14 protein-coding genes are annotated in these 15,102 nt (G+C 71.1%); 9 read left to right on the top strand and 5 right to left on the bottom strand.

Translation table 11 applies throughout. The features are described from left to right. Positions 1-74: 74 nt before the first annotated feature. The 5 genes from glmU to V9U70_RS16310 all read left to right on the top strand — a co-directional run bounded on the left by glmU (position 75) and on the right by V9U70_RS16310 (position 4,693). Positions 75-1,523, top strand: coding sequence for a bifunctional UDP-N-acetylglucosamine diphosphorylase/glucosamine-1-phosphate N-acetyltransferase GlmU (glmU, locus tag V9U70_RS16330; protein ID WP_336675957.1), 1,449 nt, complete (start codon positions 75-77; stop codon positions 1,521-1,523). Between the two features lie 119 nt (positions 1,524-1,642). Then, positions 1,643-2,620 (top strand): ribose-phosphate diphosphokinase, encoded by a 978-nt coding sequence (locus V9U70_RS16325; protein WP_336675955.1) that lies wholly within the window; start codon positions 1,643-1,645, stop codon positions 2,618-2,620. Between the two features lie 195 nt (positions 2,621-2,815). After that, the gene (locus V9U70_RS16320; protein WP_336675953.1) at positions 2,816-3,394 is read left to right on the top strand and encodes a 50S ribosomal protein L25/general stress protein Ctc; all 579 of its coding nucleotides are present in this window, start codon (positions 2,816-2,818) and stop codon (positions 3,392-3,394) included. 159 nt (positions 3,395-3,553) lie between these two features. Next, positions 3,554-4,147: an aminoacyl-tRNA hydrolase gene (pth, locus tag V9U70_RS16315; protein WP_336675952.1), complete on the top strand. Its 594-nt coding sequence runs from the start codon at positions 3,554-3,556 to the stop codon at positions 4,145-4,147. Positions 4,148-4,222: 75 nt separating this feature from the next. Further along, entirely contained in the window at positions 4,223-4,693 is a 471-nt protein-coding gene (locus tag V9U70_RS16310) for a hypothetical protein (RefSeq protein WP_336675950.1), read from the top strand. A gap of 67 nt (positions 4,694-4,760) precedes the next feature. Here the strand turns inward: V9U70_RS16310 and ppc are convergent, their stop codons facing one another. Further along, positions 4,761-7,490 carry a phosphoenolpyruvate carboxylase gene (gene ppc, locus V9U70_RS16305; protein ID WP_336675949.1) on the bottom strand — a complete coding sequence of 910 codons (2,730 nt, stop codon included), beginning with the start codon at positions 7,488-7,490 and terminating at the stop codon, positions 4,761-4,763. Between the two features lie 401 nt (positions 7,491-7,891). Here ppc and V9U70_RS16300 point away from each other — a divergent pair, with 401 nt between their 5' ends. The 3 genes from V9U70_RS16300 (at position 7,892) to V9U70_RS16290 (ending at position 10,200) form a co-directional block, all read left to right on the top strand. Then, positions 7,892-8,869, top strand: coding sequence for an acyl-CoA desaturase (locus V9U70_RS16300; RefSeq protein WP_336675947.1), 978 nt, complete (start codon positions 7,892-7,894; stop codon positions 8,867-8,869). After that, complete coding sequence (locus tag V9U70_RS16295) at positions 8,866-9,552, top strand: TetR/AcrR family transcriptional regulator (RefSeq protein ID WP_336675946.1); 687 nt, start codon at positions 8,866-8,868, stop codon at positions 9,550-9,552. Before V9U70_RS16300 ends, V9U70_RS16295 begins: the two co-directional genes overlap by 4 nt. A 153-nt stretch (positions 9,553-9,705) precedes the next feature. Then, positions 9,706-10,200 carry a MarR family winged helix-turn-helix transcriptional regulator gene (locus tag V9U70_RS16290; RefSeq protein ID WP_336675944.1) on the top strand — a complete coding sequence of 165 codons (495 nt, stop codon included), beginning with the start codon at positions 9,706-9,708 and terminating at the stop codon, positions 10,198-10,200. Here the strand turns inward: V9U70_RS16290 and V9U70_RS16285 are convergent. Further along, on the bottom strand, positions 10,162-10,944 hold the full coding sequence (locus tag V9U70_RS16285) for a response regulator transcription factor (protein WP_336675943.1): 783 nt from the start codon (positions 10,942-10,944) through the stop codon (positions 10,162-10,164). The two genes, V9U70_RS16290 and V9U70_RS16285, sit on opposite strands and share 39 nt — an antisense overlap. Before the next feature lie 232 nt (positions 10,945-11,176). On the opposite strand from V9U70_RS16285, the gene V9U70_RS16280 reads away from it, so the two are divergent. Next, a complete protein-coding gene (locus V9U70_RS16280; protein ID WP_336675941.1) occupies positions 11,177-11,617 on the top strand; it encodes a GNAT family N-acetyltransferase in 441 nt (146 codons plus the stop codon). Positions 11,618-11,627: 10 nt separating this feature from the next. Here V9U70_RS16280 and galK read toward each other — a convergent pair whose 3' ends face one another. The 3 genes from galK to galT are packed head-to-tail and all read right to left on the bottom strand — an operon-like array spanning position 11,628 to position 14,826. After that, positions 11,628-12,809 (bottom strand): galactokinase, encoded by a 1,182-nt coding sequence (gene galK, locus V9U70_RS16275; protein WP_336675940.1) that lies wholly within the window; start codon positions 12,807-12,809, stop codon positions 11,628-11,630. Further along, entirely contained in the window at positions 12,806-13,786 is a 981-nt protein-coding gene (galE, locus tag V9U70_RS16270) for a UDP-glucose 4-epimerase GalE (RefSeq protein WP_336675939.1), read from the bottom strand. The genes galK and galE overlap by 4 nt, the downstream gene beginning before the upstream one ends. After that, a complete protein-coding gene (gene galT / locus V9U70_RS16265; RefSeq protein WP_336675937.1) occupies positions 13,783-14,826 on the bottom strand; it encodes a galactose-1-phosphate uridylyltransferase in 1,044 nt (347 codons plus the stop codon). Before galT ends, galE begins: the two co-directional genes overlap by 4 nt. Positions 14,827-15,102: the final 276 nt, after the last annotated feature.

Here is a 15,102-nt window from a genome sequence, read left to right as displayed (position 1 = left end):
CCCGCCCCCGTTTCCTGCGCAAACACCCCCGGTATCCTGCGGATGACCACCACCCGAAGCCGAAGGGCCCATCCGTGAGCGCAACCAGCCCGGCAGCCGTCGTCGTCCTCGCAGCGGGTGAGGGCACCCGCATGAAGTCGAAGACGCCCAAGGTCCTCCACGAGATCTCCGGGCGTTCGCTCGTCGGTCATGTCGTCGCCGCCGCCCGCGAGCTGGACCCCCAGCACCTCGTGGTGGTCGTCGGCCACGCGAGTGAGCAGGTCACCGCGCACCTGAACGCCGGTGACGCCCCCGTGCGCACCGCCTACCAGGCCGAGCAGAACGGGACCGGGCACGCGGTCCGCATGGGCCTCGAGGAGCTCGGCGGGACCGTCGAGGGCACCGTGATCGTCGTCTGCGGCGACACCCCGCTGCTGTCCGGGGCGACGCTCGGCGCGCTCGCCGCCACCCATGCCGCCGACGCCAACGCGGTCACCGTCCTGACCGCCGAGGTCCCCGACTCCACCGGCTACGGCCGCATCGTGCGCGACGCGGCCTCCGGCGCGGTCACCGAGATCGTCGAGCACAAGGACGCCACCGAGGAGCAGCGGGCGATCCGGGAGATCAACTCCGGGGTGTTCGCGTTCGACGGGCGGCTGCTGGGCGAGGCGCTCGGCAAGGTGCGCACGGACAACAGCCAGGGCGAGGAGTACCTCACCGATGTGCTCTCGATCCTGCGGGAGGCCGGGCACCGGGTCGGGGCGTCCGTGGCGGGCGACCACCGGGAGATCCTGGGGATCAACAACCGGCTGCAGCTGGCCGAGGCGCGGCGGCTGCTGAACGGGCGGCTGCTGGAGCGGGCGATGCTGGCGGGTGTGACGGTGGTGGACCCGGCGTCCACGCTGATCGACGTGACGGTGACGTACGAGCGGGACGCGGTCGTGCAGCCGGGGACGCAGTTGCTGGGGTCGACGCATCTCGCGGAGGACTGCGAGGTGGGGCCGAACACGCGGCTCAAGGACACCGTGGTGCACGCGGGCGCCCGGGTGGACAACTCGGTGACGGACACGGCCGAGGTGGGACCGGGGGCGACGGTGGGGCCGTACGCGTATCTGCGGCCGGGGACGCGGCTGGGGGCGCAGGCGAAGGCCGGTACGTACGTGGAGATGAAGAACGCGACGGTGGGCGAGGGGACGAAGGTCCCGCACCTGAGTTATGTGGGCGACGCGACGATCGGCGATCACACGAACATCGGTGCGGCCAGCGTGTTCGTGAACTACGACGGGGTGGCCAAGCACCACACGACGATCGGCTCCCACTGCCGTACGGGATCGGACAATATGTTTGTGGCGCCGGTCACGGTCGGGGACGGCGTGTACACGGCCGCCGGGTCGGTCATCACGAAGGACGTGCCGGCGGGCTCGCTGGCCGTGGCCCGGGGCCAGCAGCGGAATATCGAGGGTTGGGTGGCCCGCAAGCGCCCCGGGAGCGCCGCCGCTCAGGCCGCTCAGGCGTCGTCGCGGGAGGCCGGGAGCGAAAGCTGACCGGAAACAGGCGCGCCGGTGACGGCGTACCGTGATACATGCTCACCCATTTCGGCTGGCTGGTTGCACATGGGGACCTATGCGTGCAGCGCCAGATACACGTCTGAGGAGACTGTGCTGTGACCGGGATCAAGACGACCGGCGAGAAGAAACTGATGCTCTTCTCCGGCCGCGCCCACCCCGAGCTGGCCGAGGAGGTCGCCCATAAGCTGGGTGTCGGTCTCGTGCCGACGAAGGCTTTCGATTTCGCCAACGGTGAGATCTATGTGCGGTTCCAGGAGTCCGCTCGCGGCGCGGACTGTTTCCTGATCCAGAGCCACACGGCTCCGATCAACAAGTGGATCATGGAGCAGTTGATCATGCTGGACGCGCTGAAGCGCGCGTCGGCCCGTTCGATCACGGTGATCGTGCCGTTCTACGGGTATGCCCGCCAGGACAAGAAGCACCGTGGCCGTGAGCCGATCTCGGCCCGTCTGGTGGCGGATCTGATGAAGGCGGCGGGCGCGGACCGCATTCTCACCGTCGATCTGCACACGGACCAGATCCAGGGTTTCTTCGACGGCCCGGTGGACCATCTGTTCGCGCTGCCGATCCTGGCGGACTACGTGGGTGCGAAGGTGGACCGCTCCAAGCTGACGGTGGTGTCGCCGGACGCGGGCCGGGTGCGGGTCGCCGACCGTTGGTGCGACCGGTTGGACGCGCCGCTGGCGATCGTGCACAAGCGGCGTGACAAGGACGTGCCGAACCAGGTCAGCGTCCATGAGGTCGTGGGTAACGTCGAGGGCCGGGTGTGTGTGCTGGTCGACGACATGATCGACACCGGTGGCACGATCTGCGCCGCCGCGGACGCGCTGTTCGCGCACGGCGCCGAGGACGTCATCGTGACGGCGACGCACGGGGTGCTGTCGGGTCCGGCGGCGGACCGGCTGAAGAACTCGAAGGTGAGTGAGTTCGTGTTCACGGACACGCTGCCGACGCCGGGTGAGCTGGAGCTGGACAAGATCACGGTGCTGTCGATCGCGCCGACGATCGCGCGTGCGGTGCGTGAGGTGTTCGAGGACGGTTCGGTGACGAGCCTCTTCGAGGAGCAGGGCTGACTGCCTGCGGTTGATCCACTTTGGGGTGCGGCCTCCCCGCCGGGTAGACTCAGCGAGTTGCTCGGCGAGGGAGGCCGTACCCGTGTGTACGGCTGTCCGTTATCGACGCGCTCTTCGTAGCAGGCCTGTCGTGGGCCGGGTGACCGTTCGAGTTCCGTCGTCCGACGGTCCTGTCACCTGACGAGGAGTGCAACCATGGCTGAGATCAAGCTCGCCACCGAGGTCCGTACCGAGTTCGGCAAGGGCGCTGCCCGCCGTATCCGTCGTGCCGACCAGGTTCCCGCGGTCGTTTACGGTCACGGCGCCGAGCCGGTCCACGTGGCGCTGCCGGGTCACGATCTGCTGCTGGCTCTGCGTACGGCCAACGTGCTGATCGGTCTGGAGATCGACGGCAAGGACGCGCTGGTCATCCCGAAGGCCGTGCAGCGTCACCCCCTGAAGGGCACCATCGAGCACGTCGACCTGCTGACCGTGACGCGCGGCGAGAAGGTCAACGTCGAGATCGCGGTGCACGCAGAGGGCGACCTGGCGCCGGGTGCGAACCTGCTGGAGTACGTGCTCAACACGCTGCTCGTCGAGGCCGAGGCGACCCACATTCCCGAGTCGGTGACGGTCTCCGTCGCGGGCCTGGAGGCCGGTGACTCGATCGTCGCGAAGGACATCCCGCTGCCGAAGGGCTCCGTGCTGGCCGGTGACGAGGACGCCATCGTGCTCCAGGTCGTCTCGGCGCAGGCCGAGGAGCCGTCCGCGGACGAGGCTGCCTCGGAGGCCTGATCCTCAGCCGCGTCGGCGCGGCCTGCTTCACCTGTTCCATCTGCTCCACCTGTGTGACCGACGGGGCGGCGGTTTCCTTACCGGGGGCCGCCGCCCCGTCTGCCTGTGGAATCCGTCCTGCCCCATGCGACCGTCCGTACGCGAGGAGACCGAGCGCTGATGTCCGACGCCACCGACCCCTGGCTCATCGTGGGACTGGGGAATCCGGGTCCCGAATACGCGGCGAACCGGCACAACGTCGGTTTCATGGTCGCCGATCTGCTCGCGGAGCGGATCGGCGGGAAGTTCAAGCGGGCGCAGAAGGCGCAGGCGCAGGTGGTGGAGGGGCGGGTGGGTCCGCCGGGTCCGGGGAGCCGTCGGGTGGTTCTGGTAAAGCCGATGGCCTACATGAATCTGTCGGGCGGGCCGGTGAACGCGTTGCGGGACTTCTACAAGGTGCCGCTGGGCCACATCGTGGCGGTCCACGACGAGCTGGACGTGGACTACGGGGTGCTGCGGCTGAAGCTGGGCGGCGGTGACAACGGGCACAACGGGCTGAAGTCGATGACGAAGGCGATGGGCGCGGACTACCACCGGGTGCGGTTCGGGATCGGCCGGCCGCCGGGGCGGATGCAGGTGGCGGATTTCGTGCTGAAGGATTTCTCTTCGACCGAGCGCAAGGAGCTGGCGTTCCTGGTGGACCGGTCGGCGGATGCGGTGGAGTGTCTGCTGGCGGAGGGTCTGGAGCGGGCGCAGAGCGCGTACAACTCCTGATTCCGCGGGGGCGGGTGCGGCTCTTTCTGGCCACAGGTTGACCTGGGGCAGGGGTCTGGCCAAGGATCTGCCCCCATGAAACGGAGCTCTTCCCACCGTGCGACGCTCGTGGGCCGCCGGGCCGCGCTGGTGCTGGTCGTCCTGGTGCTGCTCGTCGCGGGTGCGTGGTCGTCGTGGAACACCGCCCGTCATGTCGTTCTGTCCGAGGGCCGTGAGCACGGCACGGTGACGGTGACGAGGTGCGGTGAGGAGGTGTGCGCCGGTGCGTTCGAGCCGGACGCCGGGGCGGCGGCGCGGGCGCGGGTGACGGTGGAGCGGTCGGTCGCGGCGCGGCAGGGGGATCGTTTTCCGGTGGTGGTGAAGCCCGGTTCCGATGCGGTGGTGCGCACGGGGACGCCGGGCTTTCTGCATGCGTGGCTGCCGTTGGGCGGGGCGATGCTGATGGCCGCTTTCGTGATCGGCGGCGGACTGCGGCTGGTGCGGACGGCGTGGGGTGTGGGTACGGCCGGGGCGGCCCTGCTGGTGGCGACGTTCGTCGCGTTGTAGCGGGGCCGCCCCGGCCGTCGGTCGGTCTGCGTCCGGTCGGTGCCGGTGTCGTTCGGGTGGCTGCGGGTCAGCCGGTGTTCCGCAGGCCTGCCGCGACGCCGTTGACGGTGAGCAGCAGGGCGCGGGAGAGCAGCGGGTCGGGTTCTTCGCCGCGTTCTGCGGCCTGGCGCTGGCGGGCGAGCAGGGAGACCTGGAGGTAGGAGATCGGGTCCAGGTAGGCGTCGCGGATGGAGAAGGTCTGCTGGAGCACCGGGCTGGTGCCGAGCAGTTCGGTGGAGCCGGTGACCTTGAGGACTTCCCTGACGGTCAGCGCGTGCTCGGCCTCGATGGCGTCGAAGACGTGCTTCAGCTCGTCGGGGACGAGCGTGTCGACGTAGTGCCGGGCGATGCGCAGGTCGGTCTTGGCGAGGGTCATCTCGACGTTGGAGATGAAGTTCCGGAAGAAGTGCCACTGCTGGTGCATTTCTTCCAGGACGGTGCCGAGGCCCGCTTCGCGCAGGGCCTTGAGGCCGGAGCCGACGCCGTACCAGCCGGGGACGATCTGGCGGGACTGGGTCCAGCCGAAGACCCACGGGATGGCTCGCAGGCCGTCGAGCGAGACGCCGGAGCCGGGGCGGCGGGAGGGCCGTGAGCCCAGGTGCAGGTCGGCGAGCTGGTCCACCGGGGTGGAGGCGAGGAAGTACGCGGGCAGGTCGGGGTCTTCGACGAGCTTGCGGTAGGCGCCGTGGGCCGCGTCGGAGACGGTGTCCATGGCCGCGTCCCAGCGGGCGAGGGACTCGTCGGACTGGCGGGGCGCGGTGTGCAGGGCGGAGGCCTGGAGGGTGGCCGCGACGGTCAGCTCCAGGTTCTCGCGGGCGAGGGCGGGGATGAGGTACTTGTCGGAGATGACCTCGCCCTGCTCTGTGACCTTGATCTCGCCTTCCAGGGTGCCCCAGGGCTGGGCGAGGATCGCGTCGTGGGAGGGGCCGCCGCCGCGGCCGACGGTGCCGCCGCGGCCGTGGAAGAGGCGCAGGCGTACCCCGTAGCGGTGGGCGACGTCGCGCAGGCGGCGCTGGGCGCGGTGGATCTCCCACTGGGAGGTGGTGATGCCGCCGAACTTGGAGGAGTCGCTGTAGCCGAGCATGACCTCCTGGACGTCGCCGCGCAGGGAGACGAGGCGGCGGTAGGAGGGGTCGGCGAGCATCTCGTCGAGGATGACGTCGGCGGCGCGCAGCTCGTCGGTGGTCTCCAGGAGCGGGACGATGCCGATCGTGGCCCAGCCGGCGTGGAGGTCGATGAGGCCGGCTTCGCGGGCGAGGACGGCGGCGGCGAAGACGTCGTCGGCGCCCTGGCACATCGAGATGATGTAGGACTCGATGACTTCGGGGCCGAAGCGTTCGAAGGCCTGCTTGATGGTGTGGAAGACGCCGAGGGTCTTCTCGCCGGCCGCGTCGAGCGGGGCCGGGGTGGGCGCCAGCGGCCGGCGGGAGCGGAGTTCCTTGGCGAGGAGCTTCTGCCGGTAGTCGCGGGGCATGTCGGCGTAGCGCCAGGATTCCTCGCCGAGCCGGTCGAAGAGCTGGCCGAGGGCGTGATGGTGGGCGTCGGCGTGTTCGCGGACGTCCATGGTGGCGAGCTGGAGGCCGAAGGCGGACAGGGTGCGGATGGTGCGGTCCATGCGGCCGTCGGCGAAGAGTCCGCCCTTGTGCTCGCGGAGCGAGGTCTGGATGAGTTCCAGGTCGGCGATGAGTTCGGCGGTGCCGAGGTAGTCGCAGCCGGGGCGGTGGGGCGTGCCCTTGGCGAGGCGTTCGCGGGTGTTGACGAGCTTCTGGCGGATGCAGGTGGCCTTGAGCCGGTAGGGCTCTTCCGCGTTGAGCCGCTTGTAGCGGGGGCTGATCTCGGGGAGGCTTTCCAGGTCGGCCTGGAGGGAGGTGAGGAGTTCCTCGGTGGCCCCGGCGTAGCGGATGGAGTTGGAGAGGAGTCCGCGCAGGTAGTCGATCAGGTCGAGGGCGTCGGTGATGCCGTGCTCGTGCTGGAGGATCAGGATGTCCCAGGTGACGGCGGGCGTCACGTTGGGGTTGCCGTCGCGGTCGCCGCCGATCCAGGTGCCGAAGGTGAGGGGGCGGGTGCCGGCGGGCAGTTCGACGCCGACGCGTTCGAGTTCGGCGGCGAGGTCCTCCAGGACGTCGCCGACGGCCTCTGCGTGCAGTTCGTCGAGGTAGTAGATGGCGTTGCGGGCCTCGTCTGCGGGCTCGGGACGGACGACGCGGAGTTCGTCGGTCTGCCAGATGAGGTCGATGTTCTCGGCGAGGCGGCGGTCGTGGCGGCGGCGGTCGGCGTCGACGACCGGCGTTTCCAGGAGCTCGGCGATGCGGCGGAGCTTGTTCAGCACCGAGCGGCGGGCGGCCTCTGTGGGGTGGGCGGTGAAGACGGGTCGGACGTTGAGGTTCTTGACCGTCTCGCGCAGGTGTTCGGGGTCGGCGTCCTTGAGCATGTCGGCCGTGCGGGCCAGCAGTCCGCCTTCGGCGGAGCGGCGGTCGCGCATCTCGTGGGCGCGGTGGACCTGCTCGGTGACGTTGGCGAGGTGGAAGTAGGTGGAGAAGGCGCGGACGAGTTGCGCCGCGGTCTCCAGTTCCGTGTCGCCGAGGAGTTCGGCCGCTGCTTCGCCGTCGGTGCGGGTCAGGGCGCGTACCCGCTCGACGAGGTCGAGGAGCTCCTGGCCCTCCTGGCGTACGAGGGTCTCACCGAGGAGGTCGCCGAGGCGGCGGATGTCGGCGCGCAGCGCGGGGCTGGCGGCAGAGGTCTGGTCGGCACTGCTCACAGTGTGCGGCTCCTTGCAGTGAATGAGGAGGTGCGTTCGCTTCGCCGTTCCCGCCGTGGGTGGCGATGGGGGACGGCTGGGCGGGGCCCGGGGTTCTGCGGCTGGCAGCGGTGCTGTCGCCACGCCCCGACGAGCGGGTGCGGACCGCGCTGTCCGACCCTCCCAGGATAGGTGGCGTCGCGGTCGGCGTGTCCGCTGCCCTGGTGGGGGCGCGGGCGCCGCTGGACGCCTGGTGCCCTGGGCCCCTACCCAGAGGACGGGCGCGCTACCGCGCTGCGACGGGCTGGTCCGGCCTCTCGTGTTGTGGGCCCCGTCACTGCCATACTTACCAAGCCGTAGGTTACGGAACCGTAGCCAGGGCCGTCCGTGTTCTGCTTCCTCACCCTCCGGGGGACCTCTCTATGCCGACCACTCCCCATGTGCTCGACGGAACCGATCCGTCCGCCTCCGCTCTCCCTCCCGCCACGCTCGGCGGGGACCGGAAGCGGTCGATCGAGCAGCTGGCGCTGCTGGTGTTCATCGTGGTGCCGTTCCTGGCCCTGGCGGCCGCGGTGCCGCTGGCGTGGGGGCGGGGGGTGAGCTGGCTGGATCTGGGGCTGTTGACGGCGATGTACTTCATCGGCTGCCACGGCATCACGATCGGTTTCCACCGGTATTTCACGCACGGCGCCTTCAAGGCGAGGCGTCCGCTGCGGATCGCGTTGGCGGTGGCGGGTTCGCTGGCGGTGGAGGGGCCGCTGGTGCGGTGGGTGGCCGATCACCGCAAGCACCACCGGTTCTCGGACGCTGAGGGGGACCCGCATTCGCCGTGGCGGTTCGGGGAGACCCTGCCGGCCCTGATGAAGGGGCTGTGGTGGGCGCACATCGCCTGGATGTTCGACGAGGAGCGGACGCCGCAGGAGAAGTACGCCCCCGATCTGATCAAGGACCCGGCGATCCGTGGCATCTCGCGCCACTTCCTCTCGTTCACCATCGTCTCGCTGGCGATTCCTCCGCTGGTCGGCGGTCTGGTGACGATGTCGTGGTGGGGGGCGGCGACGGCCTTCTTCTGGGGGTCGCTGGTCCGGGTCGCGCTGCTGCACCACGTCACCTGGTCGATCAACTCGATCTGCCACGCGGTCGGCAAGCGTCCGTTCAAGTCGCGCGACCGGTCGGGGAACGTGTGGTGGCTGGCGGTGCTGTCGTGCGGCGAGTCGTGGCACAACCTGCACCACGCGGACCCGACGAGCGCCCGGCACGGGGTGATGAGGGGCCAGATCGACTCCAGCGCGCGGCTGATCCGCTGGTTCGAGAAGCTGGGCTGGGCGCACGACGTGCGGTGGCCGGACGCCTCGCGCATCGACTCCCGGCGCACGCCCGCACCGGCCGACGCGGCATGATTGGCGACGTGGCGACCGACTCCAGCATGAGCAGCGAGAACAGCGGGGCCTCCCCCGCCCGGCGGGCCCGTCGGGTCCGGATGACGGGGAAGGAACGCCGGGAGCAGCTGCTGGACATCGGGCGGACCCTGTTCGCCGACAAGGGTTTCGAGGGGACGTCGGTGGAGGAGATCGCGGCGCGCGCCGGGGTCTCCAAGCCGGTGGTGTACGAGCACTTCGGCGGCAAGGAGGGCCTGTACGCCGTCGTGGTCGACCGCGAGATGCGGCGGCTGCTGGACATGGTGACCGGGGCGCTCACGGCGGGGCATCCGCGGGAGCTGCTGGAGCAGGCGGCGTTCGCGCTGCTGGACTACATCGAGTCCTACACGGACGGTTTCCGCATCCTGGTCCGGGATTCGCCGGTGGCGCAGTCCACGGGCACGTTCGCGTCGCTGATCAGCGACATCGCCACGCAGGTGGAGGACATTCTCGGCCTGGAGTTCAAGGCGCGGGGGTTCGATCCGAAGCTGGCCCCGCTGTACGCGCAGGCGCTGGTGGGGATGGTGGCGCTGACGGGTCAGTGGTGGCTGGACGTGCGCAATCCGCCGAAGGCGGAGGTCGCGGCCCATCTGGTGAACCTGTGCTGGCACGGCCTGGAGAACCTTGAGGCGAAGCCGCGACTGATAGGGCACCGCAAGAACTGACCCCGGGGGCGGTGGCGGGGCGGCGGCGAGGCCGCGGAACGGCGGACAGAACCGGACCGGTGCGGTCGAGGCAGGACCGTTCCACGGTCTCTCGACGTCAAGACACTTGAATTCAAGAGACTTCATGTCGACAGACCCTCTACACTGATCGACATGGAGGACGAGGTCGACCGACTGGTCGCTGCATGGCGCCGCGAGCGCCCCGACCTCGACGTGGAACCACTCGAGGTGCTCAGCCGCGTCTCCCGCCTGGCACGCCACCTCGACCGGGCCCGCCGCACCGCCTTCGCCGAGCACCAGCTGGAGCCGTGGGAGTTCGACGTGCTCACCTCCCTGCGCCGGGCCGGGCCCCCGTACCAGCTCTCCCCCGGGCAGCTGCTGACCCAGACCCTGGTCACCTCGGGCACGATGACCAACCGCATCGACCGGCTCGCCAAGAGGAACCTCGTCGAGCGGCTGCCCGACCCGAACGACCGGCGGGGCGTCCTCGTGCGGCTCACCGCGGAGGGGCGCGACAAGGCCGACCAGTCACTGGCCGGGCTGCTCGACCAGGAGCGGGCCATCCTCGGCGAGCTGTCCCGCCAGCAACGCGGTGAACTGGCGGGTCTGCTACGTCAGTTGACCGCCCCGTTCGACAACATTCCCTAGCGGGTCCGCGGCGGGGCCCACCCCGGAGCGGCGCGCCAGCGCCACCGCCGCCAGGGTCGAGTGCACCCCGAGCTTGCCCAGGACGTTCTGCATATGGGTGCGCACCGTGTGCGGGGAGAGGAACAGCCGCTCGGCGACCGCCTTGCGGCCGAGCCCCGCCACCATGCAGCGCAGCACCTCGCGCTCGCGGGGCGTCAGCGACTCCACCAGCCGCTCGCTGTCGGTGCGGTGCTTGCGGGCGTCGGTCAGCTCCCGCAGAACGCCGGTGAGCAGGGCGGGCGGCAGGTGCGTCTCGTCGCGCAGCACCCCCCGGACCACCGCGAGCAGCCGTTGCAGCGAGGAGTCCTTGGCCACCCAGCCCGCGGCCCCCGCCTGGAGGGCCCGCGCCGCGCGCCGCGGGTCGTCCTTCTCCGCCAGGACGACCGACCGCACGGCGGGCCGGTCCGCGAGCACCTGAGCGACCAGCGAGATGCCGTCGGCGTGGTCCGCGCCCTCCGGCCGGGGTGCGGGAGCGGCGCCCCCGCCTCCGGTCGCGCGGACGCCGAGCTCGGCGTCGACCAGCATGACGTCGTACGCACGCCCCTCCGCGTCCGCCCGCTCCAGCGCGCGCAGCGCGGCCGGGCCGCTGCCCGCCGCCGCCACGTCCACATCCGGTTCGGCCGCGAGGGCCGCCGCGAGCGACTCGGCGAAGATGCGGTGGTCGTCGACCACCAGGACCCGGATACGCGCCACAGCCACCCCCATCGGTGGGGGCGGACAGCGCCGGGGGCGGCGCCGGGGACAAAGGGGCGGCCTGGGTGCCGCCGGCCGCCGCCGTGCACCGTCCCGCCGCCCCGCCCCGGCGCGGTGCCCGTACGCTCTCGCCCCCTGCGTCCGCACCGGCCCCCACCGGTGCTGGCCCTCAGCGTACGGGCGGGGGCCGCGGGAGGGAGGGTGTGCGCGGAACTGGTCGGCTCAGATGTTTAGGGTGTGTTTCATGTTCCGCCTTGAGACAGAAGTAGACAAAGAACGTCGCATTCTGCTGAGCGGGCGTCTGCACCAGGACAATCTGGCGGCTTCGGCCCGTCTGCGCGCGCTGCTGACCACCTCCGGCGAGCACGAAGTGCCCCTGGAGGTGTGGGCACTGGACGAACACGGCGCCATCGCCGGCGGGCTGACGGGGCGGACCTGGGGGTACTGGCTCCACGTCGACCTGCTCTGGGTCGACGCCCCGCACCGCGGGGGCGGCCTCGGCGCACGGCTGCTCGCCGAGGCCGAGCGGACGGCCCGCGCCGAACGCGCCTGCACCCGCTCCCGGCTGGAGACCTGGGACTTCCAGGCCCCCGACTTCTACCGGAAGCAGGGTTACGAGGAGATCGGCCGGGTCGAGGACTACCCGCCGGGCGTCACCGAGTTCATCCTCGTGAAACGGCTGTGAACGGCCGGGCTCACCGCAGTCGGCGCGCGCCGGGCGAGGGGACGGCGGCGAAGATCCCCGGAGCGGTGTGTCCCGCCCCGGCGAACGCCTTGGTGACGGCCCGCGCGACCGCGTCGGCCGTCTCCTCCTCGACCAGGACGAGGGCGGAGCCGCCGAAGCCGCCGCCGGTCATCCGCGCCCCGAGCGCCCCTGCCTCGTTCGCCGCCGCGACCACCAGGTCCAACTCCGGGCAGGAGACCCGCAGATCGTCGCGGAGCGAGCGGTGTCCCTCGTTCAGGACGGGGCCCGCCGCCCGGACGTCGCCCGCCTCCAGCAGCGCGATGATCTGCTCGACCCGGCGGTTGTCGCCGACGACGTGGCGTACGCAGCGGATGACGGACGCGTCCGCCCCGGCGTCGGCGAGGGCGGCGAGGGCCGCGTCGAGACCGTCGTGGGGGAGGTCGCGCAGCATGGGTATGCCGAGCAGCCGCGCGCCCTCCTCGCAGGCGGACCGGCGCCGCGCGTACGCGCCGTCGCCCAGCGCGTGCTGGACCCGGGTGTCCACGACCAGCAGCGTCAGGCCGTGGGCGGCCAGGTCGAAGGGGACCTGGCGCAGGGTCAGGTCGCGGGTGTCCAGATGCAGGGCGTGGCCCTCGGTGCAGCAGGCGGACGCCATCTGGTCCATGATCCCGCAGGGCACGCCGACGAATGCGTTCTCGGCGCGGCGGCCGGTCACGGCCAGCTCGGCGGCGCTCAGCCGGAGGTCGTAGAGGTCGCTGAGGGCCAGGGCGGTGACGACTTCGAGGGCGGCGGACGAGGAGAGGCCGGCTCCGGTGGGCACGGTCGACGTGAGGGCGATGTCCGCGCCGGTGACCGGGTGCCCGGCCTCGCGCAGCGCCCACCAGACGCCCGCCGGGTAGGCGGCCCAGCCGTGGCCGGAGCGCGGGGTCAGCTCCCCGGCGTGGAGGGAGACGACGCCGCCGGGCACGTCGTGGGAGTACACGCGCAGGACGCCGTCGGTGCGGGGGGAGACGGCGGCGCGGGCGGTGTGCGGGAGGGCGAGCGGCAGGACGAAGCCGTCGTTGAAGTCGGTGTACTCGCCGATGAGGTTCACTCGTCCGGGTGCCGCCCAGACGCCGTGCGGCTTGTGCCCGTACAGCTCGGCGAAGACGGCGGCCGGGTCGGTCGCGGGCGGTGCGGTGGTCTCGGTCATGGGGCGGCCGGCTCCTCTCGGCGGGCGAACTGCCAGGCGTCGGCGATGATTCCGGCCAGGTCGGCGCGGGTGGGCTGCCAGCCGAGGCGTTCGACGGCGGTGGCGGCGGAGGCAACGAGGACGGCCGGGTCGCCTCCCCGGCGGGGTGCGGCGGTCTCGGGGACGGGGTGGCCGGTGACCTTGCGGACGGTCTCGATGACCTCGCGGACCGAGAAGCCGTTGCCGTTGCCGAGGTTGCAGATCAGGTGCTCGCCCGGGGCGGCCGCGCCCAGGGCCAGGAGATGAGCCTCGGCGAGGTCGGCGACATGGATGTAGTCGCGGACGCAGGTGCCGTCCGGGGTGGGGTAGTCGTCGCCGTAGACGGAGATCGACTCCCGTTGTCCCAGGGCCACCTGGAGGACCAGCGGGATGAGATGGGTCTCGGGGGCGTGGCGTTCGCCGAGGCGCCCGTACGCTCCGGCCACGTTGAAGTAGCGCAGCGAGACGGCGGCCAGCCCGTGGGCGGCGGCCTCGCCGGCGATCATGTGGTCGACGGCCAGCTTGGAGGCGCCGTACGGGCTGGTGGGAGCGGTGGGGGCGGACTCGGTGACGGGGTTGGAGGCCGGTTCGCCGTAGGTGGCGGCGGTGGAGGAGAAGACGAGGGTGCGCACCCCGTGGTCGCGCATCGCGGCGAGCAGGCAGGCGGTGCCGCCGACGTTGTTCACCCAGTACTTCTCGGGGTCGCGGACGGACTCGCCGACCTGGGAGAAGGCGGCGAAGTGCAGGACCCCGTCGTAGGAGGCGTCCAGGCAGCGGGCGGCGTCCTGAACGCGGCCCTCGACGAACGCGGCCCCGGCCGGGACGCCTGCGCGGAAGCCGGTGGAGAGGTCGTCCAGGACGGTCACCGTGTGCCCGGCCTCCAACAGGTGCTGGGCCACCACGCTGCCCACGTATCCGGCGCCACCGGTGACCAGGTACTTCTTCGGGGGGTTGCTCATGTGCTCGCTACCTCTCGCAGTCGCTGGGCCGCGGCTTCCGGCGGCACGTCGTTGATGAACACGCTCATGCCGGACTCGGAGCCCGCGAGGAACTTCAGCTTGCCGGACGTCCGGCGAATGGTGAAAAGCTCCAGATGCAGGGCGAAGTCCTCGCGCCCGGGGGTCTCGAACGGCGCCTGGTGCCAGGCGGAGATGTACGGCGTCGGCGGCTCGCCCGCGCCGAAGATCCGGTCGAAGCGCCTCAGGAGTTCCAGATAGACCCGGGGGAACTCCTCCCGCGCGCCCTCGTCCAGCTCCCGCAGGTCGGGGACGCGTCGGCGGGGGTGGAGGTGGACCTCGTAGGGCCAGTGCGCCGCGTAGGGGACGTAGGCGATCCAGTGGCCGGTGGCGAGGACGACGCGAGAGCCGTCCTCCTCCTCGCGGGCGACCACGTCGTCGAAGAGGTTGCGGCCGCTCTCCTCACGGTGGCGGGCGGCGGAGGCGAGCATCAGCCCGGTGCGCGGGGTGACGAAGGGGTAGCCGTAGATCTGGCCGTGCGGGTGGCCGAGGGTGACGCCGATCTCCGCGCCGCGGTTCTCGAAGCAGAAGACCTGGGTGACCTGGCCGAGTGCGGCGAGCGCGGCGGTGCGGTCGGTCCAGGCGGCGAGGACGAGGGCGGCCTGTTCCTCGGTGAGGTCGGCGAAGGACGCGTCGTGGTCCGAGGTGAAGCAGACGACCTCGCAGCGGCCGGCGTCCCCGGCGAGGGAGGGGAAGCGGTTCTCGAAGACGGCGACGTCGTAGTGGCTGTCGGGGATCTCGCTGAGGCGGCCGTCGCGCGTGGGGCAGAGGGGGCAGGCGTCTGTCGGCGGGTGGTAGGTGCGGGCCTGGCGGTGCGAGGCGACGGCGACCGCGTCACCGAGCAGCGGGTCGCGGCGGATCTCGGCCGTGGTGGAGACGGTGTCGAGGGGCCGGCGGTCGACGGCCTCGCGCACGGTGTCGGCCGCGGAGTCGTAGTAGATCAGCTCACGGCCGTCGGCGAGGGTCGTCACGGTCTTCTTCACCAGGGTCCTCCACTTACTCCTCCAAACATAACTGCACAGAAGAAACCACGAAGCAACATCGCCGTCAATGCCACCCACCGATCGCACCCGCCTGACGGCGAAGCGGTGTCGCACACGGATATACCTCCACGTGCGATCACGATCGAACAAAGAAACTCGATGATTCTGTTCATTCATCGAACTTCACCGCGCCGAAGCCGGCGGCGGAACTGGCCGGCCTGGTACACGGGACCGAGTCCTCGGACCCCGACGAGGCTCCGGACGACGCCTGGTACC

This window comes from Streptomyces pratensis, assembly GCF_037137275.1.
In the GTDB taxonomy this organism is placed as follows: domain Bacteria; phylum Actinomycetota; class Actinomycetes; order Streptomycetales; family Streptomycetaceae; genus Streptomyces; species Streptomyces pratensis_B.
The sequence above is the reverse complement of the archived record's forward strand: the minus strand, read 5'-3'. Positions and strand labels throughout refer to the sequence as shown.